Annotated in this window: 19 protein-coding genes; 11 read left to right on the top strand and 8 right to left on the bottom strand. The window is 70.9% G+C overall.

Annotated elements, in window-relative coordinates:
* Positions 1 to 86 precede the first annotated feature (86 nt).
* On the bottom strand, positions 87 to 2,438 hold the full coding sequence (locus ACWGKJ_RS13570) for an MFS transporter (RefSeq protein WP_385033117.1): 2,352 nt from the start codon (positions 2,436 to 2,438) through the stop codon (positions 87 to 89).
* A gap of 305 nt (positions 2,439 to 2,743) precedes the next feature.
* Positions 2,744 to 3,187, bottom strand: a complete 444-nt coding sequence (locus ACWGKJ_RS13565) for an SRPBCC family protein (RefSeq protein ID WP_385033083.1) — start codon at positions 3,185 to 3,187, stop codon at positions 2,744 to 2,746.
* A 147-nt stretch (positions 3,188 to 3,334) separates the two neighbouring features.
* Here ACWGKJ_RS13565 and ACWGKJ_RS13560 point away from each other — a divergent pair, with 147 nt between their 5' ends.
* On the top strand, positions 3,335 to 4,387 hold the full coding sequence (locus ACWGKJ_RS13560) for an Rv2578c family radical SAM protein (RefSeq protein WP_385033120.1): 1,053 nt from the start codon (positions 3,335 to 3,337) through the stop codon (positions 4,385 to 4,387).
* A gap of 144 nt (positions 4,388 to 4,531) precedes the next feature.
* Here ACWGKJ_RS13560 and ACWGKJ_RS13555 read toward each other — a convergent pair whose 3' ends face one another.
* Positions 4,532 to 5,152, bottom strand: a complete 621-nt coding sequence (locus ACWGKJ_RS13555) for a HEAT repeat domain-containing protein (protein ID WP_385033086.1) — start codon at positions 5,150 to 5,152, stop codon at positions 4,532 to 4,534.
* 350 nt (positions 5,153 to 5,502) lie between these two features.
* Here ACWGKJ_RS13555 and ACWGKJ_RS13550 point away from each other — a divergent pair, with 350 nt between their 5' ends.
* The 9 genes from ACWGKJ_RS13550 (at position 5,503) to pssA (ending at position 16,395) form a co-directional block, all read left to right on the top strand.
* Positions 5,503 to 7,284 (top strand): 3-hydroxyacyl-CoA dehydrogenase family protein, encoded by a 1,782-nt coding sequence (locus tag ACWGKJ_RS13550; RefSeq protein ID WP_385033089.1) that lies wholly within the window; start codon positions 5,503 to 5,505, stop codon positions 7,282 to 7,284.
* A 100-nt stretch (positions 7,285 to 7,384) separates the two neighbouring features.
* On the top strand, positions 7,385 to 8,200 hold the full coding sequence (locus tag ACWGKJ_RS13545) for a TetR family transcriptional regulator (protein WP_385033092.1): 816 nt from the start codon (positions 7,385 to 7,387) through the stop codon (positions 8,198 to 8,200).
* A gap of 375 nt (positions 8,201 to 8,575) precedes the next feature.
* Positions 8,576 to 9,973, top strand: coding sequence for a crotonyl-CoA carboxylase/reductase (gene ccrA, locus ACWGKJ_RS13540; RefSeq protein ID WP_385033096.1), 1,398 nt, complete (start codon positions 8,576 to 8,578; stop codon positions 9,971 to 9,973).
* Positions 9,974 to 9,982: 9 nt separating this feature from the next.
* Positions 9,983 to 11,995: a protein meaA gene (locus ACWGKJ_RS13535; RefSeq protein ID WP_385033099.1), complete on the top strand. Its 2,013-nt coding sequence runs from the start codon at positions 9,983 to 9,985 to the stop codon at positions 11,993 to 11,995.
* A complete protein-coding gene (locus ACWGKJ_RS13530; protein ID WP_385033102.1) occupies positions 11,992 to 12,966 on the top strand; it encodes an HpcH/HpaI aldolase/citrate lyase family protein in 975 nt (324 codons plus the stop codon). Before ACWGKJ_RS13535 ends, ACWGKJ_RS13530 begins: the two co-directional genes overlap by 4 nt.
* Before the next feature lie 3 nt (positions 12,967 to 12,969).
* Positions 12,970 to 13,473 (top strand): MaoC family dehydratase, encoded by a 504-nt coding sequence (locus ACWGKJ_RS13525; RefSeq protein WP_385033105.1) that lies wholly within the window; start codon positions 12,970 to 12,972, stop codon positions 13,471 to 13,473.
* 58 nt (positions 13,474 to 13,531) lie between these two features.
* Complete coding sequence (locus ACWGKJ_RS13520) at positions 13,532 to 14,737, top strand: acyl-CoA dehydrogenase family protein (RefSeq protein WP_385033108.1); 1,206 nt, start codon at positions 13,532 to 13,534, stop codon at positions 14,735 to 14,737.
* Positions 14,738 to 14,906: 169 nt separating this feature from the next.
* Positions 14,907 to 15,554 (top strand): phosphatidylserine decarboxylase, encoded by a 648-nt coding sequence (locus ACWGKJ_RS13515; RefSeq protein WP_385033111.1) that lies wholly within the window; start codon positions 14,907 to 14,909, stop codon positions 15,552 to 15,554.
* Complete coding sequence (gene pssA / locus ACWGKJ_RS13510; protein ID WP_385033114.1) at positions 15,541 to 16,395, top strand: CDP-diacylglycerol--serine O-phosphatidyltransferase; 855 nt, start codon at positions 15,541 to 15,543, stop codon at positions 16,393 to 16,395. The genes ACWGKJ_RS13515 and pssA overlap by 14 nt, the downstream gene beginning before the upstream one ends.
* Before the next feature lie 97 nt (positions 16,396 to 16,492).
* Here the strand turns inward: pssA and ACWGKJ_RS13505 are convergent, their stop codons facing one another.
* The 5 genes from ACWGKJ_RS13505 to ACWGKJ_RS13485 all read right to left on the bottom strand — a co-directional run bounded on the left by ACWGKJ_RS13505 (position 16,493) and on the right by ACWGKJ_RS13485 (position 22,067).
* Complete coding sequence (locus tag ACWGKJ_RS13505) at positions 16,493 to 16,960, bottom strand: MarR family winged helix-turn-helix transcriptional regulator (RefSeq protein WP_453315733.1); 468 nt, start codon at positions 16,958 to 16,960, stop codon at positions 16,493 to 16,495.
* Between the two features lie 158 nt (positions 16,961 to 17,118).
* Positions 17,119 to 18,279, bottom strand: a complete 1,161-nt coding sequence (locus ACWGKJ_RS13500; RefSeq protein WP_385030615.1) for a glycerate kinase — start codon at positions 18,277 to 18,279, stop codon at positions 17,119 to 17,121.
* Positions 18,280 to 18,362: 83 nt separating this feature from the next.
* Positions 18,363 to 18,911 (bottom strand): methylated-DNA--[protein]-cysteine S-methyltransferase, encoded by a 549-nt coding sequence (locus tag ACWGKJ_RS13495; protein WP_385030618.1) that lies wholly within the window; start codon positions 18,909 to 18,911, stop codon positions 18,363 to 18,365.
* Positions 18,912 to 18,941: 30 nt separating this feature from the next.
* Positions 18,942 to 20,411 (bottom strand): AlkA N-terminal domain-containing protein, encoded by a 1,470-nt coding sequence (locus ACWGKJ_RS13490; RefSeq protein ID WP_385030621.1) that lies wholly within the window; start codon positions 20,409 to 20,411, stop codon positions 18,942 to 18,944.
* Between the two features lie 240 nt (positions 20,412 to 20,651).
* Complete coding sequence (locus ACWGKJ_RS13485) at positions 20,652 to 22,067, bottom strand: phytoene desaturase family protein (RefSeq protein ID WP_385030624.1); 1,416 nt, start codon at positions 22,065 to 22,067, stop codon at positions 20,652 to 20,654.
* Positions 22,068 to 22,163: 96 nt separating this feature from the next.
* Between ACWGKJ_RS13485 and ACWGKJ_RS13480 the strand changes: the two genes are divergently transcribed.
* Positions 22,164 to 22,967, top strand: a complete 804-nt coding sequence (locus ACWGKJ_RS13480) for a nucleotidyltransferase domain-containing protein (RefSeq protein ID WP_385030686.1) — start codon at positions 22,164 to 22,166, stop codon at positions 22,965 to 22,967.
* The last annotated feature ends 59 nt before the right edge of the window (positions 22,968 to 23,026 follow it).

The following is a 23,026-nucleotide window of genomic DNA, read 5'->3' as shown; positions in this document are numbered from 1 at the left end:
CAGCCGACGAATCCACGGAAGGACAGCCGAAGCGCCAGTCAGTCCTGGGGTCAGACCGCCGAGCGGAGCCACAGCAATCATCACTGTCAGTCCTCGTGGCCGAGCTGGAGGTCACGCTCGGTGCGTCCGCCCCCGGCGACCTGGAGCACCGTGGCCACCGGCGGGTAGCCGGCCGCGATGACCGTGTACTCGCCGGACGAGAGATCCACGAAACGGAAGGTGCCGTCGGGGCCCGTGGTGAGGGTGTCCACCACGTTTCCGGCCGCGTCGAGCAGGGTGACCCGTGCGTCCTCGACCGCCCGGCCCCCGGGGGCGCGCACCGTGCCGCGCAGCACGGCGCCGCCCGCGAGCTCCAGGTCCTGCCGGGTCTCGCGTGCGGCCTGCACGCTCACCGGCAGCGCGGCGGGGCGGAACGCGGGGGCGCTCCCGGCGAGGGTGTACTCGCCGGCCACCAACTCGTTGATGACATAGCCGCCTTCCGGGCCACTGCGGGTGGAGGCGACGACCTCTCCGCGTACGTCGGTGAGGGTAACGGCCGCGTCACGCACGGGTGTACCGTCCGCTGTCACCACGGTCCCGGCCAGCCGTCCGGCGCCGCCGAGTACCACGTCGAGATCGACGGGGCGCTCTCCGACGGTGACGCTGACCGCCTGCGGCTGGTGGCCGCCCGCCGCCGCGATGAGGACGTACGAGCCGGATCCGGGCACGCTCAGCGCGTACCGTCCGTCCTCGCCGCTCCCTCCGCGCCCGACCTGGCGCCCGGTGATGTCGATGAGGGTCAGGGCGGCGCGCGGCACGGTGGATCCGTCGTAGTGCTGGACGGTTCCGCAGACGGGGACGCCCGGGACGTAGGGGGCTTCCGGGACACGGGCGGCGGGCACGGCCGCGTCCGGTGCTGCTGCGGGGGCGTTGTGGGACACCAGCGGTTTCTCCTTGAGGAAGAAGGCGATGAACAGGCCGAGCACGAGCACCGGCACGAGGTAGAGGAAGATCCGGGGCATGGCGTCGGCGTACGCCCGGATGTAGCCGTCCCGCAGGGCGGGCGGCAGCGTGCGGACCAGCTGCGGGGTGACCGACTCGGGGTCGGGCAGCCGGGCGCCGGCCGGGATGGCGGTCCTGAGCGCGTCCGTGAGGCGGTTGGCGAAGAGCGCGCCGAAGACGGCCGCCCCGACACTGCCGCCGATCTGCCGGAAGTAGTTGTTGGCGCTGGTGGCGGAGCCGAGGTCGCGGGGTGCCACGGAGTTCTGCACGGCCAGCACCAGGATCGACATGATCAGCCCGATGCCGACACCGAGTACGGCCATCCAGATGCTGTACGTCAGCTGGGGGGTGTCGGTCTTCAGACGCGAGAGCAGCCACATCCCGACGGCCGAGATCGCGGTGCCGAGCACCGGATAGATCTTGTACCGGCCGGTGCGGCTGGTCAGCTGTCCCGAGACGATGGAGGCGATGACGACACCGCCCATCATCGGCAGCATGAAGAGCCCGGACTCGGTGGCGCTGGCGCCGTCGACCATCTGGAGAAAGGTCGGCAGATAGCTGGCGGCGCCGAAGAGCGCCACGCCCACCACGGCCCCGACGAGCGCCGTCACATTGAAGATCGGGTCGCGGAACAGCCGCAGCGGGATGATCGGTTCGGGCGCCCGGTGCTCAACGGCCAGGAAGAGCAGGGTCGTCACGGCGCAGCCGGCGGCCAGCCCGACGATGGTGCGCGAGCCCCAGGCGTACTCGGTGCCGCCCCAGGTGGTCAGCAGCACCAGACAGGTCGAGGCGGCGGCCAGCAGCAGCGCGCCGAGTACGTCGAGGCGGGGCTTCGCGGTCGGCTTCGGGAGCTTCAGCACGGCCGCGATGACGGCGAGGGTGACCAGGCCGAACGGCACATTGAGGTAGAAGCACCAGCGCCAGGACGCGTGGTCGGTGAAGAAGCCGCCGATGAGCGGCCCCGCGACGGACGCGAGACCGAAGACCGCGCCGATCAGGCCCATGAAGCGGCCGCGTTCGCGGGGCGGCACGATGTCGCCGATGATCGCCTGTACGCCGATCATCAGGCCGCCGCCCCCGATGCCCTGGACGGCGCGGAAGGCGATGAGTTCGTTCATCGTCCGGGACCAGCCGGCCAGCGCCGAGCCGATCACGAAAACGATGATCGCGAACATGAAGATGCTCTTGCGGCCGAAGAGGTCGCCGAGCTTGCCGTAGACCGGCAGGCCGATGGTGGAGGCGAGGAGATACGCGGTGACGGCCCAGGACATCTTGTCCAGGCCGTGCAGTTCACCGACGATCTTCGGCAGCGCCGTCGCCACGATCATCTGGTCGAGAGCCGCCAGCAGCAGCGTGAGCATCAGCCCGAAGAAGACCATCCGCACCCGGCCGGGGCTGAGTCCGGGCTGCTCCCCCGGCACCGGGGGCGGCGGGGGCGGGACGGCCACCGTCTCCATCAGGACAGTGGTCTGCCCCTCGGGAACGTCCTTCCCGTCCTTCCCGACCTTTCCGTCCTTCACCAGAGTGATTCCACCCACGTACCGCTCCCCTTCGTCGCGCCTGCGCCGCCCTTTTCTCGCATTCGGCGACAAGGGGGTGCAAGCGCGACGGAGGGCGCGCGAGGCGCACGCCGGGGGCTTCAGGGCCGGTGAGAGCCCCTACGGCGTACAACCGGGCCGTAAAGAAGACCACTCGAACCGGTGAGCATCAACTCCGCCCGAAGGGGTTACGGAGTGGACGGACCGAACAGCAACAGGACGGTCTACTTGCCGACTTCGGCGTCGAGCTTCGCGAGCAGTTCGTCGTAGATGCGGCCGAGCCCCTTGGGGGCGAAGGTCTTCTCGAAGAATCCGCCGATGCCGCCCGCGCCGTTCCACACGGTGGAGACGACCACCTTTGACCTGCCCTCGCCCGCGGGAGTGACCGTCCAGGTGGTCACCATCGAGGAGTTGCGGTCCTTCTCGGCGAGCTGCCCGTCGGTCGGCTCGGTCACATCGAGCAGGCAGTCCCGGATGCGCTTGCTGGTGGCCTGGAGCTTCCAGTGGACGAGGGTGCCGTCGCCGTCGCCGCCCTCCCGGACCTCGTACTCGCTGAAGTGTCCGGGCAGGAGCTTCTCGCGCGTACCGCTGTAGTCGGCGAGTGCGTCGAACACCGCCTCGGGGTCAGCCGCGATGATCCGCTCCGTGGTGGCCTCTACCTGCGCCATACCAGTTCCTCCAGCTGTCGTTCTTCAGTCGGTGTGATGAACCGCGTGCTGAGCCAACCACCTCGGGTGCGGCCACGGAAATCCGGGTTGCACGCACGAGGGGAACAGGTGTTCTATTACGAGGTACGTGCTATCGAGGGAGGCGCCATGCGCTGGGACCAGCTGACCGCGAACGGCGGGAGCGACACCGCAGGGAACGGCGGAACCGGTGAGAACGCCGCGCTGTTCGGGGCGGACTCGGTGACCACCCGCACCTTCGACACCCCGGAGTTCCGCGGTATCACCTTCCACGAGATACGGGCCCGTTCGATCGTGAACCGGGTGCCCGGCGCCTCCCGGATGCCGTTCGAATGGACGGTCAATCCCTACCGGGGGTGCAGTCACGCCTGTGTCTACTGTTTCGCACGCAGGACCCACAGCTATCTGGACCTCGACACCGGCCTCGGCTTCGACTCGCAGATCATCGTGAAGACCAACGCACCGGAACTGCTGCGCTCCAGGCTCGCATCGCGCCAGTGGCAGGGCGCGCACATCGCGATGGGCACCAATGTCGACTGCTACCAGCGGGCCGAGGGGCGGTACCGGCTGATGCCGGGCATCATCTCGGCGCTGCGCGACTACGCCAACCCGTTCAGCATCCTGACCAAGGGCACCCTGATCCTGCGCGATCTGGAGCTGCTCCAGCAGGCGGCGCGGGTCACCGAGGTCGGCGTCTCGGTCTCCGCGGGCTTCGTGGACGAGGAGCTGTGGCGCACGGTGGAGCCGGGCACCCCCTCACCGCTGCGCCGGCTCGACGCCGTACGCACCCTGACCGACGCCGGGATCGGCTGCGGGGTGCTGATGGCGCCGGTGATCCCGTTCCTCGGCGACCATCCGGACCAGCTGCGCGCCACAGTCCGCGCCGTCGCGGCCTCCGGGGCCACCTCGGTCACCCCGCTCGTCCTGCATCTGCGGCCGGGCGCGCGCGAGTGGTTCATGTCCTGGCTCGGTGAGCGCCATCCGCATCTGGTCCGGCGCTACGAGCGGTTGTACGCGGAGGGGGCGTACGCCCCCAGGTGGTACCAGCGCCGGATCACCCGTCAGGTGCACGAGCTGGCCGCCGAGTACGGCATCGGGCCGGCCCAGCGCGGTGTGCCGCGCCGGATCCCGGCACCGCGCGAGACCTCGCCCGCGGTGCCCACTCAGCTGACCCTGATCTGAGGCGGTACGGAGAGCTCGTCCGGCCCTGATCCGAAGGCCGGCCCTGATCCGAAGCGTACGGAGACCTCCTCCCGGGCGGCGGCACGGAAGCCCGCCCGGCCGAGGCCGGCAGCCCCGCCGACCCGAGCGGACCCGGGCGGGGCCCTAGCCGAGCAGGCCGAGCGCGCGGGACGCCGCGGTATGGAGCGCGGGACGGGTCAGGGCCGCTTCGAGCACGGGCCGCGCCTGCGGGTCGCCGAGCTGCCCCAGCCCCTCGACGCAGCCGAGCGCGATCCGCGGGTGGGGGTTGTCCGGGGTCAGCAGCGATGCCAGCGTGCGGATCAGCGCGGGCGCGGACTCCGGCGCCCGCAGCGCGGCGAGCAGCCGCACCGGCTGGAGCGCGTAGGCCGTGCGCAGCGGGTTGGTGGCGAGTGCGGCGGCGGCGCGCGCGGTACGCGGATCGCCGAGGCGGGCCAGCGCGTGGGCCGCGGGGACACAGCGCTCCGGGTCCCGGTGGTTGAGCAGCAGGACCAGCGCCTCGAAGGCCCGGCGGTCCCCGGCGCAGCCCAGCCGGAACGCCGCCAGCTCACGGGCCCACAGTGGCCGCCCCAGCTCGGTCAGGACCCGGGCCAGCTCCTCGTGGTCCGCGGTGGCGGCCAGCCGCTCGTACGCCGCCGAGCCGCCCGACTCCACGCGCAGCCGGTCCTGGAGCGACCGGAGTTGGTCATCGGAAGCAGAAGAAGCGGAAGCAGACGAAGCGGAAGCGGCGGATGCGGCGGATTCCATGCCCGAAGCGTAGAACCTGCCGGCCGGCGCCCCGGGGCCTTTCGCGGGACCCGGGGCGATCCAGATCACAGCGCCCCAGGTATGGCGGGCTCACTGCCCGGCGGTTACTCTCAGATGAGCGGGACACACCCCGCTCGTACCACCTCGGCGCGGCCTGGTGACGCAGCCGCCACGAGTGTCTGTCGGTTCAGTACTTCCGCAGTTCTGTACGGCGTGGCCCCGGGACCGGGTCCGCCGGCCCCTCTCACGACACCCTCCGCACGCCCCGGCGCGTACCCCTGGTCGCGTACCCCGGGTCCGGTCGGCACCGCGTGCGCCCCTCAGTCGTCACTCATCCCTGGAGTCCCCTGATGGACATCCCTCTGCACACCATCGCCGTGGTCGGCCTCGGCACCATGGGCACGGGCATCACCGAGGTCCTGGCCCGCGGCGGACGCGAGGTCATCGGCATCGACGTCAGCGCCGAGGCGGCGGGCCGCGCCGTGGCGGCGCTGGAAGCCTCCACCGCCCGCGCCGTGCGCCGCGAGCGGCTCACCGAGGAGGAGCGGCTGGACGTCCTCGCGCGCTTCCGCACCTTCTCCGATCTCCAGGCCGCCGCCGACGCCGATCTGGTGATCGAGGTCGTGCCCGAGTCGTACGAGACCAAGCAGCAGGTCCTCCGCGCCCTGGACGGGATCGTGCGCCCCACCGCGGTCCTGGCGACCGGTACCAACGCCCTGTCCGTGACCCGGCTCGCCGCCGACACCGCGCACCCCGAACGCGTCCTGGGCCTGCACTTCTTCAACCCGGCCCCGGCGATGAAGCTGGTCGAGGTGGTCTCATCGGTGCTGACCGCCCCGAAGGCCGTCGAGGCGGTCACCACGCTCGCCCGCGAGCTGGGCAAGGAGCCCGTCGCCGTCGGCGACCGCCCCGGATTCGTCGCCGACGGACTGCTCTTCGGCTACCTCAACCAGGCCGCGGCCATGTACGAGGCCAAGTACGCGTCCCGCGAGGACATCGACGCGGCGATGCGGCTCGGCTGCGGCCTGCCGATGGGCCCGCTCGCGCTGCTCGACCTGATCGGGATCGACACCGCGCGCACCGTCCTGGACGCGATGTACTCGGCCTCCCGCGACCGGCTGCACGCCCCCGCGCCGATCCTCAAGCAGCTCAGCAACGCCGGGCTCACCGGCCGCAAGTCGGGCCGCGGTTTCTACACGTACGAGGCGCCCGGCAGCGCCGATGTGGTGCGGGACGCCCTCACCCCGCTGGACGGCCCCCAGCCCACCGCGGCCCGCCCGGTCTCCTCGGTGGGCGTCGCGGGCTCGGGGACGATGGCGTCGGGGATCGCCGAGGTGTTCGCCAAGGCCGGTTACGACGTGGTGCTCGCCGCCCGCAGCCCGGAGAAGGCCGACACCGCCAAGGCCCGTATCGCCAAGTCGCTGGCCCGCTCCGTCGACAAGGGCCGGATGACCGCGGCGGCCCGTGACGAGACGCTGGCCAGGATCACACCGGCCGGTTCGCTCGACGCGTTCGCCGGAGTGGATCTGGCCGTCGAGGCGGTGGCCGAGGACCTGGAGATCAAGCAGCAGCTCTTCGAGACGCTCGACAAGGTCTGCAAGCAGGGCGCGGTGCTCGCCACCACGACCTCCTCACTGCCGGTGATCGCCTGCGCCCGCGCCACCACGCGCCCGCAGGACGTCGTCGGGATGCACTTCTTCAACCCGGCGCCGGCGATGAAACTGGTCGAGGTGGTCCGCACGGTCCTCACCGCCGACGACGTCCACGCGACGGTCCGCGAGGTCTGCACCGCGGTCCGCAAGCACCCGGTGGACTGCGGCGACCGGGCCGGCTTCATCGTGAACGCGCTGCTGTTCCCCTACCTCAACAACGCGGTCAAGATGGTCCAGGAGCACTACGCGACGCTCGACGACATCGACGCGGCGATGAAGCTGGGCGGGGGCTATCCAATGGGCCCCTTCGAACTCCTTGACGTGGTCGGCCTCGATGTCTCGCTCGCCATCGAGCGGGTGCTGCACCGCGAGTTCCGCGACCCTGGGCTCGCCCCCGCGCCGCTCCTCGAACACCTGGTGGCGGCGGGCTGCCTGGGCCGCAAGACCGGGCGCGGATTCCGCGAGTATGCCCGTCGCTGATCCGCCGGGCGGCTGGGGCGGGCTGCTGGAACCGGGTGGCAGCCCCGGCCCCGGCAGCCCGGCGCCACGTTCCGCAGGTCCGATGCAGTACGTTCGGACCATGCCCGAGCTCACCGGCCCCGTCCGACGGCCTGTCCGCAAGAAGGCGTCGTCCGACGCCCCTGAGAGTGCCGCGGGCAGCCGCGCGGCCGCCCAGCGCCTGAAGATGCGCCGTGAACTGGCGTCGGCGGCGATGGAACTCTTCGCGGCCAAGGGGTACGAGGCGACGACCGTCGACGAGATCGCGGCGCGGGCCGGAGTGGCCCGCCGTACCTTCTTCCGGCACTTCCGCTCCAAGGAAGAGGCGATCTTCCCGGACCACGACGACACCCTGGTACGGGCCGAGGCGGTGCTCAACGCGGCGCCCCCGCACGAGCATCCGCTGGACACCGTGTGCCGGGGCATCAAGGAAGTCATGCGGATGTACGCGGCGGCGCCCGCGGTATCGGTGGCGCGGTACAAGCTGACCCGTGAGGTGCCCACGCTGCGCGAGGCGGAGATCGCCTCGGTGGCCCGTTACGAGCGGCTGTTCACGCGCTATCTGCTGGGCCACTTCGACGAGCACGAGCAGCACGACGGCAACGACGATCCGCTGCTGGCCGAGGTCGCGGCGTCCGCCGTGGTCACCGCGCACAACCACGTACTGCGCCGCTGGCTGCGGGCGGGCGGCCAGGGCGATGTGGAGGACCGGCTCGACCATGCCTTCGCCATCGTCCGGGACACCTTCGGCACCGGGATAGGCGCCGGCCGCACCGCTGAGCGCACCCCGGCCGCGACCGTGCGGAGCAGTGGTGAGGTGCTGGTGACGGTGGCGCGTACCGACGCCCCGCTCGACGAGGTCATGCGCACCATCGAGCAGGCGCTGCGGAAGCACTGAGCGCACCCGACCGCACCCGTTCCGCGACGGCCGCCCCTGGGGGCGGCCGTTTCTGGCTTTCTCCGCTCATCCGTGGCCGCCCGGTGACAACTGAGGGAATTTGTTGGCACTCAGTGTCTTGCCACTTGGCACCGGGTGCCATACGTTGAAGGTGTCCGAGCGGCCGGCGTGCAGCGACCTCCGTGTGCCGGCTGTCCCCGTGGACCACGTGTTCACGCGCCCGGACGCCTGCGTCACAGGCACCTTCAGCGCCCCACCACGGCGCGGCCACTCCCGCTCACGCCGAACCGACGGCACACCTCCACAGCAGCAGCCCCGCCTCCCGCGGGGCCCACCCGACCAACTCCCCCAACCCTCATCGCCGGAGGCAGCACCGTGAAGGAAATCCTGGACGCGATCCAGTCGCGGACCGAAACAGCTGGCGGCTCGTCCGCTGCCACGGCGGCCGACTTCGCCGCCCTGCCCCTCCCCGACTCGTATCGCGCGGTGACCGTGCACAAGGACGAGGCGGAGATGTTCGCCGGCCTCGAAAGCCGCGAGAAGGACCCCCGCAAGTCGCTCCATGTCGATGAGGTGCCGGTGCCCGAACTCGGGCCTGGCGAGGCCCTGGTGGCCGTCATGGCCAGCTCGGTGAATTACAACTCGGTCTGGACCTCCATCTTCGAGCCGATGTCGACCTTCGGCTTCCTGGAGCGGTACGGGAAGCTCAGCGAGCTGACGAAGCGTCACGACCTGCCGTACCACATCATCGGCTCCGACCTGGCGGGCGTCGTGCTGCGGACCGGACCCGGTGTCAACGCCTGGCACCCGGGCGACGAAGTCGTCGCGCACTGCCTCTCGGTGGAGCTGGAGAGCTCCGACGGCCACAACGACACGATGCTCGACCCCGAGCAGCGCATCTGGGGCTTCGAGACCAACTTCGGCGGTCTGGCGGAGATCGCCCTCGTCAAGTCCAACCAGCTGATGCCCAAGCCGGGACACCTCAGCTGGGAGGAGGCCGCCGCCCCCGGACTGGTCAACTCGACCGCGTACCGCCAGCTGGTCTCCCGCAACGGCGCCGGGATGAAGCAGGGCGACAACGTGCTGATCTGGGGCGCGAGCGGTGGACTTGGCAGCTACGCCACCCAGTTCGCGCTGGCCGGCGGCGCCAACCCGATCTGTGTCGTCTCCAGCGACCAGAAGGCGGACATCTGCCGCCGGATGGGCGCCGATGCGATCATCGACCGCAACGCCGAGGGCTACCGGTTCTGGAAGGACGAGCAGACCCAGGACCCGCGCGAGTGGAAGCGGTTCGGCAAGCGCATCCGCGAACTGACCGGCGGCGAGGACGTGGACATCGTCTTCGAGCACCCGGGCCGTGAGACCTTCGGCGCCTCGGTGTATGTGACGCGCAAGGGCGGCACGATCGTCACCTGCGCCTCGACGTCGGGATTCACCCACGAGTACGACAACCGCTATCTGTGGATGTCGCTGAAGCGGATCATCGGCTCCCACTTCGCCAACTACCGTGAGGCGTGGGAGGCCAACCGGCTGATCGCCAAGGGCAAGATCCACCCCACCCTGTCGAAGGTGTACGCGCTCGACGACACCGGGCAGGCCGCGTACGACGTCCACCGCAATATGCACCAGGGCAAGGTCGGCGTCCTGGCGCTGGCACCCGCCGAGGGTCTCGGAGTGCGCGACCGGGAGCTGCGCGAGAAGCACGTCGACGCCATCAACCTGTTCCGCGACACCCCGGCGGCACCGGCCGCCGCCGTCGGCCGGAACGTCTGAGGTCTCCCGATGACTGAACGTCACAAGGACCGCCCCTGGCTCATGCGCACGTACGCCGGGCATTCGACGGCCGAGGCGTCCAACGAGCTCTACCGGCGCAACCTCGCCAAGGGCCAGACCGGTCTCTCCGTCGCCTTCGACCTGCCCACGCAGACCGGCTACGACCCGGACCACATCCTGGCCCGGGGCGAGGTCGGCCGGGTCGGGGTGCCCGTCTCCCATCTCGGCGACATGCGGCGGCTGTTCCAGGACATCCCGCTGGAGCAGATGAACACCTCGATGACCATCAACGCCACCGCCATGTGGCTGCTTGCGCTCTACCAGGTGGTCGCGGAGGAGCAGGGCGCGGACCCGGAGCGGCTCCAGGGCACGACACAGAACGACATCGTCAAGGAGTACCTGTCGCGCGGGACGCATGTCTTCCCGCCGGGCCCGAGCCTGCGGCTCACCACCGACATGATCACGTACACCGTGGCCCGCATCCCCAAGTGGAACCCGATCAACATCTGCAGTTACCACCTCCAGGAGGCGGGCGCCACACCGGTCCAGGAGATCGCGTACGCCATGTCCACCGCGATCGCGGTCCTGGACGCCGTACGCGACTCGGGGCAGGTGCCGCCCGAACGGTTCGACGCGGTCGTCGCACGGATCTCGTTCTTCGTGAACGCGGGCGTCCGCTTCATCGAGGAGATGTGCAAGATGCGCGCCTTCGGCCGCATCTGGGACCGGCTGACGCAGGAGCGGTACGGCATCACGGACCCCAGGAAGCGCCGCTTCCGCTACGGCGTCCAGGTCAACTCGCTGGGGCTCACGGAGGCGCAGCCGGAGAACAACGTCCAGCGCATCGTGCTGGAGATGCTGGCGGTCACCCTGTCCAAGGACGCACGGGCCCGCGCGGTGCAGCTGCCCGCCTGGAACGAGGCGCTGGGGCTGCCCAGGCCCTGGGACCAGCAGTGGTCGCTGCGGATCCAGCAGGTGCTCGCCCAGGAGAGCGATCTGCTGGAGTACGAGGACATCTTCGAGGGCTCGCACGTCATCGAGGCCAAGGTCGGCGAACTGGTCGAGGAGTCACTGGCGGAGATCGAGCGTATCCAGCAGATGGGCGGCGCGATGGCGGCCGTCGAGTCGGGCTACCTCAAGTCGGAGCTGGTCTCCTCGCACGCCGAGCGCCGCGCCAGGATCGAGGGCGGCGCGGAGAAGATCGTCGGCGTCAACTGCTACGAGTCGACCGAGCCCAACCCGCTCACCGCCGACCTGGACACGGCGATCATGACGGTCGACCCGGAGAACGAGGCGAGGGTCGTCGCCGCCCTGCACACCTGGCGCGACAACCGCGACGAGAGCGCCGCACAGGAGTCGCTCGCGGTCCTCAAGGCGACCGCCGCCGGGGACGGCAACCTCTTCGAGGCGACCGTCGGGTGCGCCCGTGCGGGCGTCACCACGGGCGAGTGGGCGTGGGCCCTGCGCGATGTGTTCGGCGAGTTCCGGGCCCCCACCGGAGTGGGCGGCGCGCCGGTCGCGGTGACGGCGGAAGAGGGCACCCCGCTCGCCGCCGTGCGGGCGGCCGTAACCCGTACGGCCCAGGACCTCGGCTCCGGGCGGCTGCGTCTGCTGGTCGGCAAACCGGGGCTCGACGGGCACTCCAACGGCGCCGAGCAGATCGCCGTGCGGGCCCGTGACGCCGGGTTCGAGGTGGTCTACCAGGGCATCAGACTGACCCCCGAGCAGATCGTCTCGGCGGCTCTGGCCGAGGACGTGCACTGCGTGGGCCTGTCGATCCTGTCGGGCTCGCACGCCGAGCTGGTGCCCGACGTGCTCGAACGGCTGCGCGAGGCGGGCGCCTCCGACATCCCCGTGATCGTCGGCGGGATCATCCCGAACGCCGACGGCACGGCCCTCAAGGAGGCCGGTGTGGCCGCCGTCTTCACCCCGAAGGACTTCGGGATCACGGAGATCATCGGACGTATCGTCGAAGTGATCCGGAAAGCGAACAAGCTCGACCCTCTGGAGGTCCCCGCATGACCGAGTCAACCGGCCCCGTGAACCGCCTGCGCCCAAGGCGTTCGTGTCTCGCCGTCCCCGGATCGAACCCGCGCTTCCTGGAGAAGGCCCAGGGCCTCCCGGCCGACCAGGTCTTCCTGGACCTGGAGGACGCCTGCGCGCCGCTGGCCAAGGAGGGCGCCCGGCACACCATCGTGGAGGCGCTCAACAAGGGCGACTGGACGGGCAAGACCCGGGTCGTACGGGTCAACGACTGGACCACCCACTGGACGTACCGCGACGTCGTGACCGTGGTCGAGGGCGCGGGCCACAACCTCGACTGCATCATGCTCCCCAAGGTGCAGGACGCCCAGCAGATCGCCGCCCTCGATCTGCTGCTGACCCAGATCGAGAAGACCATGGGGTTCGAAGTCGGCAAGATCGGCATCGAGGCGCAGATCGAGAACGCCAAGGGCCTGGTCAACGTCAACGAGATCGCGGCCGCCTCGCCCCGCAACGAGGCGATCATTTTCGGCCCCGCCGACTTCATGGCGTCGATCAACATGAAGACCCTGGTCGTCGGTGAGCAGCCGCCCGGCTACGGCGCGGACGCCTACCACTACATCCTGATGAAGATCCTGATGGCCGCCCGGACCTACGACCTCCAGGCGATCGACGGCCCGTACCTCCAGATCCGCAACGTGGACGGCTACCGCGAGGTCGCCAGGCGCGCGGCGGCCCTCGGCTTCGACGGCAAGTGGGTCCTGCACCCCGGCCAGGTCGAGGCGTCGAACGAGATCTTCTCGCCGTCCCAGGAGGACTACGACCACGCCGAGATGATCCTCGACGCCTACGAGTGGTGCACATCGGAGGCCGGCGGCAAGAAGGGCTCGGCGATGCTCGGCGACGAGATGATCGACGAGGCCAGCCGCAAGATGGCCCTGGTCATCTCCGGCAAGGGCCGCGCCGCCGGAATGCGCCGCACCACCGCCTTCGAAGCCCCGGAGGCCTGAACCATGCAGTTCGGACGCACCTACGAGGAGTTCGAGGTCGGCGCCGTCTACAAGCACTGGCCCGGCAAGACCGTCACCGAGTACGACGACCACCTCTTCTGTCTGCTCACCATGAACCACCACCCGCTCCACCTGGACAGCAACTACGCCGAGCAGACCACCGACTTCGGCAGGAACGTCGTCGTCGGCAACTACATCTACTCGCTGCTGCTCGGCATGTCGGTCCCCGACGTCTCCGGCAAGGCCATCGCCAATCTGGAGGTCGAGTCGCTCAAGCACATCGCCCCGACCTTCCACGGCGACACGCTCTACGGAGAGACGACGGTCCTGGACAAGACCCCGTCCAAGTCCAAGACCGACCGCGGAATCGTGTACGTCGAGACCAGGGGCTACAAGCAGGACTCCACCGTCGTCTGCGTCTTCCGCCGCAAGGTCATGGTTCCCACCGCGGCCTACATCGAGGAGCGCGGCGGAGAGCAGCCCGGCCGCCCGGTGCCTTCCTCCTAGCCGGACTCCCCACCAGGCGAACTCCCACCACCAGCGTGACGTCACAGGAGAAGCAGTCATGAGCCGACTCGCCCAGACCGCCGGTCTGACCGATGTGCAGCAGGAAATCCTGGCCACCGTCAGGGACTTCGTCGACAAGGAGATCCTGCCGGTCGCGACCGGACTCGAACATCGCGACGAGTACCCGTCGCAGATCGTCGAAGGGCTCAAGGAACTCGGCCTGTTCGGCCTGATGATCCCCGAGGAGTACGGCGGCCTGGGCGAGTCGCTGCTGACCTACGCGCTGTGTGTCGAGGAAATAGCGCGTGGCTGGATGAGCGTGTCGGGCATCATCAACACGCACTTCATCGTGGCGTACATGCTCAAGCAGCACGGCACCCAGGAGCAGAAGGAGACCTTCCTGCCGCGGATGGCGGCGGGCGAGGTCCGTGGCGCGTTCTCGATGTCCGAACCCGGTCTGGGCTCGGACGTGTCGGCGATCACGTCGAAGGGGATCAGGGACGGCGAGGAGTACGTCCTGGACGGCCAGAAGATGTGGCTGACCAACGGCGGCACGTCCTCGCTCGTCGCGGTCCTGTGCCGCAGTGACGAGGGTCACCCGGAGGGGACCGCCCCGCACCGGTCGATGACGACCTTCCTGGTCGAGAAGGAGCCGGGCTTCGGCGAGGTCCGGCCGGGACTGACCATCCCCGGCAAGATCGACAAGATGGGTTACAAGGGGGTCGACACCACCGAGCTGATCATGGATGGCCTACGAATTCCGGCCAATCGCGTACTTGGTGGCGTTACGGGCCGAGGGTTTTACCAAATGATGGACGGAGTCGAAGTCGGGCGGGTGAATGTCGCAGCGCGTGGCTGCGGCGTAGCACAGCGCGCCTTTGAACTGGGCATCGGCTATGCACAGCAACGTCACACATTCGGCAAACAGATCGCCCAGCATCAGGCGATTCAGTTCAAGCTGGCCGAAATGGCTACCAAGGTGGAAGCCGCCCATGCGATGATGGTGAATGCGGCACGCAAAAAGGACTCCGGGGAACGAAACGACCTCGAAGCGGGGATGGCCAAGTATCTGGCCTCCGAGTACTGCAAGGAGGTCGTGGAGGACGCCTTCCGTATTCACGGTGGATACGGGTTCTCCAAGGAGTACGAGATCGAGCGGCTCTACCGCGAGGCCCCCATGCTGCTGATCGGTGAAGGCACCGCCGAGATCCAGAAAATGATCATCGGTCGACGCCTCCTCGAAGAGTACCGATTCCAGGGCTGATTGTCCCTTTCGTGGCGATATATCAGCGAAGAAGATCACAGCCAGTCATCGTCTTCCGGCCGCCGACTCGGCTTCCTGGCTTGCCCAGTTGTGGTCCACAACCGATAGCATCGCCCGAAAGCCGCCGTCCCCCGTTCCCGCGCGGCATCATCCGCTACGAAGGTCATTCATGCCCCACAGCCAAACCTCTGCACCACGCGGTCGCGTCCGTCTTGCGCGCGGAGCATCGCCGTGGCTCCTGCCGACTGTCGCGACCGCGGCGCTCAGCCTGACCCGGGCCCGCCGGTCCGGCCGCTGGGCCGCCGTCGCCGTGCCCACCACCGCCCTCGCGGCGGGCATGCTGTGGTTCTTCCGCGACCCCGAGCGGGAGATCACACAGGGCCGGGTCATCTCGCCGGCCGACGGCGTAGTGCAGAGCATCATGCCGTGGAAGGACGGACGCACCCGCGTCGCCATCTTCATGAGCCCGCTGAACGTCCACGTGAACCGCGCACCGCTGGCGGGCACCGTGACGTCGGTCGAGCACATCCCCGGCGGCTTCGTTCCCGCGTTCAACAAGGAGAGCGAGAACAACGAGCGCGTTGTCTGGCACTTCGACACCGAGCTCGGCGACATCGAGATGGTGCAGATCGCCGGCGCCGTCGCCCGCCGGATCGTGCCGTATCTCCCCAAGGGCACGAAGGTGGAGCAGGGCGAGCGGATCGGCCTGATCCGTTTCGGTTCGCGCGTCGACATCTACCTTCCGGAAGGTATCGATGTCGCGGTCGAGGTCGGCCAGACCACCACCGCGGGGGTGACTCGAATTGACCGTGATTGATCCGGAGACACAGACCGGCTGGGTTCCCGAGGCAGAGGCCGAGGACGACGCCGAGGACATGCCGCTCTCCATGCGGCTGTCGATAGCGGACACGCTGACACTCGGCAACGCGACCTGCGGCTTCATGGCGGTGTACTTCACCACCACCGGAATCCTCATCCCGCACCTCCAGGGCAGCCAGGAGACCGGCATGGGGCGGCACTCCGCCGCGACCGCCGTGATCCTGATGCTGCTCGCCGCGATCTTCGACCTCTGCGACGGGCTCGTGGCGCGCAAGCTGCGCAGCTCGCCGATGGGCGCGGAGCTGGACAACCTCTCCGACCTGATCAGCTTCGGGCTCGCCCCGGCCTACTTCGTGCTCGTGTACGGGATGGTCGCGGACGACGCCCACCAGCGGGTCGCCGCGGTGGCGGCGATCGTGGTGCTGCTGGCGGTGGTGCTGAGACTCGCGCGGTTCTCCTGTGTGGCCCTGAAGGACGGCACCTTCCAGGGCATGCCGTCGCCCTTCGGGGCGCTGACGGTGGTCTCCATCGTGCTCCTGGAGCTGCCCTTCGTACCGACGCTGCTCGCGGTCATCGGGGTCGCCTGGCTGATGGTGAGCCGGGTCGAGTACCCCAAGCCGCGGGGTGTACTCGCGGTGGGAATGCTCAGCTGGATCGTGGGAGCCATGGGGCTGCTCGCCGCATGGGCGTTCGACGCCCCGGGCGGCCAGCTGCTCCTGCAGACCGGCTGCGCGCTCCAGGTGGTGCTGGGGGCGGTCATTCCGCTCTTCGCCACCGCGCGCCGGGTGAACACCTTCCGCGGCAACCGCCGAGAGGCGCGTACGGCGCAGCTGCCGTAGCTCCTGGACAACGCCGACAAAGCCGAAGGGCCCGAGTGCACATCGCACTCGGGCCCTTCGGCGTTCCTGTCCCGGCCCCCGACGTCAGGGCCGTCGGTCAGGTGGGTCCGGCCCCCGCCGGGGCCGTGAAGACCCGCTCCAGCAGGTCGGTGAGGGTGGCCCGGTCGGCCTCGGGCAGCGCTTCGAGAGCGGCGAGCGTCGTGTGCATCCCGGCCCGGATCGCGTCGACGGTGCGCTCGCCCTCCGGGGTCAGCAGGACGTTCTTGACCCGACGGTCGGTCGGGCTCGGCTCCCGGCGTACGAGTGCGCGCTTCTCCAGCCGGTCGATGATCCCGGTCATATTGGAGGCGTCGCAGGCCAGCGTGGTCGCCAGGCCGCGCATCGCGGACGGGCCCCGGCGCAGCACGCCGAGCGTCCTGCCCTGGCTGGCGGTGAGCCCCTCGGCGGCGGCCGCGGCCGTGAAGTCGCCGTAGTAGGCACCGAGCGAGACCGAGAGCAGCTCCATGAGCCGGCCGGTGCCGGGCCCTGGGGATACGCCGGGTCCGGGCCCGGGAGTTTCTGGCATGGGCGGATGCTACGCCAGAAAAGTTGACCATCTCAAATACTTCGACGGCGGCGTATGGCCGCATACAGCGGCGGGCGCCACCGTATGCGGCAGGCAGAACGGGCCGGGACGGATGGCGCCCCGCCCGGCCCGGTTTCACGCCCCGGAAGGATCTGCTGTCACCCGTGCACCAGGAAGTCCCGGGCGATGTTCTCGGCGGCCTGCTCAAGGAGCGGGCCCGCCTCGGCGATACAGCGCTCCACGTCCGGCTCCAGCTCCGTGAGGGCGTACGCACGGCGGATGCCCGCCCTGCCGAGGACCTCGGCCGGGAGTGTGAGGCGCCCGCAGACCGCGACGACCTCCTTGCCCGCCGCCCTCGCCGCCGCGGCGACACCGGCCGGTGCCTTGCCGTGCAGGGTCTGCTCGTCGAGCGAGCCCTCGCCGGTGACGACCAGCGTCGCCCTGGCCAGCGCGGGAGCGAAACCCAGTACGTCGAGCATCACGTCGATACCCGCGCGGAAGCTCGCCCCCAGGCCGACCAGCGCCCCGAAGCCGATTCCGCCGGCCGCGCCGGCCCCGGGCGCCAGAGCGGCCTCCGCGGCCTCGGGACCGATGGACTTCTCCAGTACGGAGGCGAAGTGCGCCAGCGCCGAGTCCAGCGTCGCGACCTGCTCGGGGGACGCGCCCTTCTGCGGCCCGTACACCGCGGGTGCGCCCTTGGGCCCGGTCAGCGGATTGTCCACGTCACTGGCGAGCACGATCTCCGTACCCGCGAGACGGGGGTCCAGACCGGACAGATCGGCGGTGACCAGTTCGCTCAGTCCCCCGCCGCCCGGCCCCACGGGCTGTCCCTCGGCGTCCAGGAAGCGGGCTCCGAGCGCGGCCAGCATGCCGGCACCGCCGTCGGTCGTGGCGCTGCCGCCCACCCCGAAGACGAGGGAGGCGGCCCCGGCGTCGAGCGCCGCGCGCAGCAGCTCCCCCGAGCCGTATGTCGTGGCGGTGAGCGGCGCGAACACGCCGGCGGGGAGGTGCTGGAGGCCGGATGCCTCGGCCATCTCCACCACGGCCACCCCGTCGCGCAGCGCGAACGCCGCGGTCACCGGCCCGCCGAGTGGCCCGGTGACCCGTACCTCGTGCCGTTCGAACCCGGCCGCGAGCGCGGCAGCGACGGTGCCGTCCCCGCCGTCGGCGACGGGCAGCGTCTCGACCTCCACACCGGGAACGATCCGCCGCAGACCGGCCGTCACCCGCTCGGCGACCTCCACGGCCGTGAGGGACCCCTTGAATTTGTCGGCCGCCACGAGCACCCGTGCGGCTTCAGTTACTGCTCCGTCCGTCACCTTGTTTATCCCTTGCTTTCGAACAGGCAGTCGCGCCGCTCCGACCCTATCCGCACCACCCGCCCGCTGCCCATGGGGACCGGTCAGAAGAGGGTGCACTCGCGCGGCTCGCCCGGCTCGGTGCCGCCGGTACTCCTGCCGGTGCCGCCGGACTCGAAGGCCAGCAGCCGCTGCTTGCGGCCGAGTCCGCCGCCGTACCCGGTGAGGCTGCCGGTCGAGCCGATGACCCGATGGCACGGGACGATGATCCCGACCGGGTTCTTGCCGTTCGCCAGACCCACGGCCCGTGAGGCGCCGGGGCTGCCGAGCCGGTCGGCGAGGTCCCCGTACGAGCGCGTCTCGCCGTACGGGATCTGCCGCAGCTGCTCCCAGACACCGCGCTGGAAGGGCGTGCCCGCCAGGTGCAGCTCCACCGTGAACTCGGTCAGCGCGCCGTCGAAGTACGCGGCCAGTTCCTCCCTCACCTGTCCGAAGGGGCGGGGGTCGGGCTCGCCGAAGGTCTCTTCGGGCGGCCGGTGGCGCTGCTCGGTCATGTACAGGCCGCTCAGCACGCCGTCGGTCGCCACGAGCGTGAGCGGGCCGTACGGGCTGTCGACCACGGTGTGCCGTTTCACGGCCGGGTTCGCTGACATGGGGTGCTCCTCTCGCCGGAACTTCCGGGTTCAGACGGGCAGTTGGTTGATGGGGTGGGAGTCGGTCGCCCACAGGTACTGCACGGCGTACGCCCGCCAGGGCCGCCAGGCCGCGGCCCTCGCGGTGAGCGCCGCCGGGGTCGAAGGCAGTCCCAGTCCTCCGGCCGCCCGCCGGACGCCGAGGTCGGTGGGGAGGAAGGCGTCCGGGTCGCCGAGGGCGCGCATCGCGATGACCTCGACCGTCCAGGGCCCGAAGCCGGGCAGGCCGAGGAGGCGGCCGCGGGTCTCGTCCCAGTCGGTGTCCACCCCGAGCGTCAGCGACCCGTCCGCGAGTGCGCCGACCAGGGTGGTCAGTGTGGTGCGCCTGCTGCGGGGAAGCGCGAGGGACTCCGGGTCGAGAGCGGCCAGGGCCTGCGGTGACGGGAAGAGATGGGTGAGACCGCCCCTGGCGTCCTCGACGGGCTCCCCGTGTGCGCGGACCAGCCGGGCGGCGTGGGTGCGGGCCGCCGCCGTCGAGACCTGCTGGCCGAGCACAGCCCGTACGGCGAACTCCACCGCGTCGACGGTACGGGGCACCCGCCGGCCGGGGGCCTTGTCGACCAGCGGCGCCAGCAGCGGGTCGTTGCGCAGCTCGCCGTCGACGGCGACCGGGTCGGCGTCGAGGTCGAGCAGCCAGCGGCAGCGGCTGATGGCATGGGTGAGGTCGCGCAGATCGGTGAGGGAGAGCAGACAGCCGATGTGGTCGGGGTGCGGGGTGAGTTCGGCGATGCCGTGCCCGTACGGGAGGGAGAGCGTCCTGCGGTACGCGCCGTCCCGCCACTCCTCGACGCCGGGAACCCCGGTCGCCGCGAGATGGCCGAAGAGGTTGTCGGGGTTGAGGGGCGCGCGGAACGGGAGCCGGAGCGGGATGGTGCCCGGGGCGTGCGGCTGCGCGCCGCGGGCGGCGCGGGTGCGCAGTTCGCCGGGGGCGAGCGCGAAGACCTCGCGGACCGTGTCGTTGAAGGTGCGGACGGAGGAGAACTCGGCGGCGAACGCCACGTCCGCCATGGGCAGTCCGGTGGTCTCGATGAGGATGCGCGCCGTCTGGGCGCGCTGTGCGCGGGCGAGGGCCAGCGGTCCGGCTCCCAGCTCGGCGAGGAGCTGGCGCTCGATCTGCCGGGTCGAGTATCCGAGCCGGCCGGCGAGACCGGGCACGCCTTCCCGGTCGACGACGCCGTCCCGGATGAGGCGCATCGCGCGGGCCACGGCGTCGGCTCGGGCGTTCCACTCCGGGGAGCCGGGGCTGGTGTCGGGGCGGCACCGTTTGCAGGCGCGGAAGCCGGCCTGCTGGCAGGCGGCGGCGCTCGGGTAGAAGGTCATGTTCTCGACCTTGGGCGGCACGACCGGACAGCTGGGGCGGCAGTAGATCCTGGTGGTCAGCACGGCCGTGAAGAACCAGCCGTCGAAGCGGGCGTCCTTCGACTGGACGGCCCTGACGCAGCGCTCGGTGTCGGTGTGCATGGCTCCAGCATCGGCCACCCGGCCTCCGGCGGCTGGCGAGAATCCGACATCTGCCTCCGCCGGGTGGCTGCCCCCGGGCCGCTGGCGGATCCCGGCCGGGCCTCGGCCGTCCGGCGCCCTGCCGCGCCGCTCAGGGGCGCAGCCCGTCCGGCCCGTCCGGCGCAGCCGCCCGGCCACGCCCATCGGGTACGGCCGAGCTCAACCGTCCGGCCGCCCGGCTCAGGTCCGGCGCCGCCCGGCTCAGCTCCGGCGCAGCCGCCGCCATACGGCCTTCGCCGCGTTGTGCCCCGACATGCCGTGGACGCCGGGGCCTGGCGGGGTCGCCGCCGAGCAGAGGTACACCGCGGGGTGCGAGGTCGTGTACGGGAAGAGGGAGAGCTTGGGCCGCAGGAGCAGTTGCAGCCCGGAGGCGGCGCCGCAGGCGATGTCGCCGCCCACATAGTTCGCGTTGCGCGCGAAGAGCTCGGGGGGTCCCGCGGTGGCGCGGGCGAGCACCCGGTCGCTGAATCCCGGGGCGAAGCGCTCGATCTGCCGCTCGACGGCCTCGGTGAGGTCGCCTTCCCAGCCGTGCGGCACATGTCCGTACGCCCAGAAGACCTGTTTGCCCTCGGGCGCCCTGGACGGGTCGACCAGGCTGGGCTGGGCGCTGATCAGGAAGGGGGTCTCGGGGGCGTGGCCGCCGGCCGCCTGGCGCAGCGCCGTGCCGATCTCCCGGCTGCTGGGGCCGATCTGCACGGTCCCGGCGGTGCGGGGGGCCTCCGCCGTCCAGGGCACCGGGCCGTCCAGCGCGTAATCGATCTTGAAGACGCTCGCCCCGTACCGGTATCCGTCGTAGGCCCGGCCGAGACCGGCGATGCGCGCGGCGGCGGTCGGTGAGGTGTCGAAGACGTACGCGCGGGCCGGCGGCAGGTCGTCGAGCCGCTTCACCTCGAAGCCGGTGTGCACGACGCCGCCCAGATCGCGCAGATATCCGGTCAGCGCGTCGGAGATGGACTGCGACCCGCCGCGCGGCAGCGGCCAGCCGCCCTCGTGCGCGGCGAGTGCGAACATCAGCCCGACCGCGCCGGTGGCCAGGCCGTCGAGCGGGGCGATGACATGGGCCACCAGACCGGCGAACAGCGCACGCGCGCGGTCGTCGCGGAAGCGCTTCATCAGCCAGGTGGACGGCGGGAGCCCGGTCAGCCCGAAGCGGGCGAGGGTCACCGGATCGCGCGGCAGCGCGGTGAGCGGCAGGGACATGAAGTCCCTGGCCAGCGTGGGCCAGCGGCCGAGGAAGGGAGCGACGAGCCTGCGGTACGCGCCCGCGTCACGCGGTCCGAAGGACGCGGCGGTCTCGGCGACCGAGCGGGACAGCACGGCGGCGGTGCCGTCGTCGAAGGGGTGCGCCATGGGCAGTTCGGGGTGCAGCCACTCCAGGCCGTACCGGTCGAGGGGCATGGTCTTGAAGACCGGTGAGCCGACACCCAGCGGGTGGACGGCGGAGCAGGGGTCGTGGCGGAAGCCGGGGAGGGTGAGCTCCTCGGTGCGCGCGCCCCCGCCGACGGTGCCCCGGGCCTCGAAGACCTCGACCGCGAATCCGCGGCGGGCCAGCTCCACGGCGGCGGTCAGCCCGTTGGGCCCCGCCCCCACGACGACAGCATCGAGCATCGACGGCACCTTCGGACTCCTTCGTCAGCCGACGGCCAGAGGGCCCAAGGATATTCCCGCGCACCGACAGCGCAGCCGGGGGTAGCGTCATGGCCGATGAATCCGATGAATCCGGTGATCGAGACCATGGCGGACCGGCTGCGGGGCGTTCGCGGCATCAGCGCGGTGGCCCTCGGCGGAAGCCGCGCGCGAGGCACCGAACGCCCCGGCTCCGACTGGGATCTCGGCCTCTACTACCGCGGCACCCCGGACACGGCGGCGCTCGCCGCGCTCGCCTCCGAGCTGGCGGACCGGCCCGTCGACGTGGCGGGCCCCGGCGGCTGGGGCCCCTGGGTCGACGGCGGTGCCTGGCTCACCGTCGGCGGTGTGGCGGTCGACTGGATCCTGCGCGACCTCGACCGGGTGGAGCGGGTCTGGTCGCAGTGCCGCGTAGGCCGCTACGAGGTGGGGGTGCAGCCGGGACATCCGCTCGGGTTCTGGTCCCCCGCCTACCCCGGCGAGGTGGCGCTCTGCCGCGTACTCGCCGATCCCTCGGGGGAGTTGACGGCGCTGCGCGAGGAGACGCGCCGCTATCCGGAGCCGCTCCGTGCGGCCCTGGCGGAGGCGGCCTGGGAGGCGGAGTTCTCGGTGGCCGCCGCCCGTAAGTCCGCGGGTGGCGGCGACACCTTGCATGTCTCGCTCTGCCTCTCCCGTGCCTTCGGCGTCCTGGCCCAGTCCCTGCACGCCCACCACCGTGTGTGGTGCGTCAACGAGAAGGGCGCGCTGGCGGCGGCCGCCGCGCTGCCGCGGGCGCCGGCCCGCTTCGCCGAGCGGGTGGCGTCGGCGCTGCGCGCACTCGACCCGGCGGCCGTGGAGGCGGCGTCCGCCCTGGTCGCGGAGGTACGCGCGGTGCTCGGCACCGGCGGCTGACAGTCCGGGCGGCGCGACGGAGGCCGGACCGGGCGCGGCGCGGCTCGCGGCTCGCGGCT

The sequence above is a fragment of the Streptomyces sp. NPDC054757 genome (assembly GCF_053612185.1).
The sequence above is the reverse complement of the archived record's forward strand: the minus strand, read 5'-3'. Positions and strand labels throughout refer to the sequence as shown.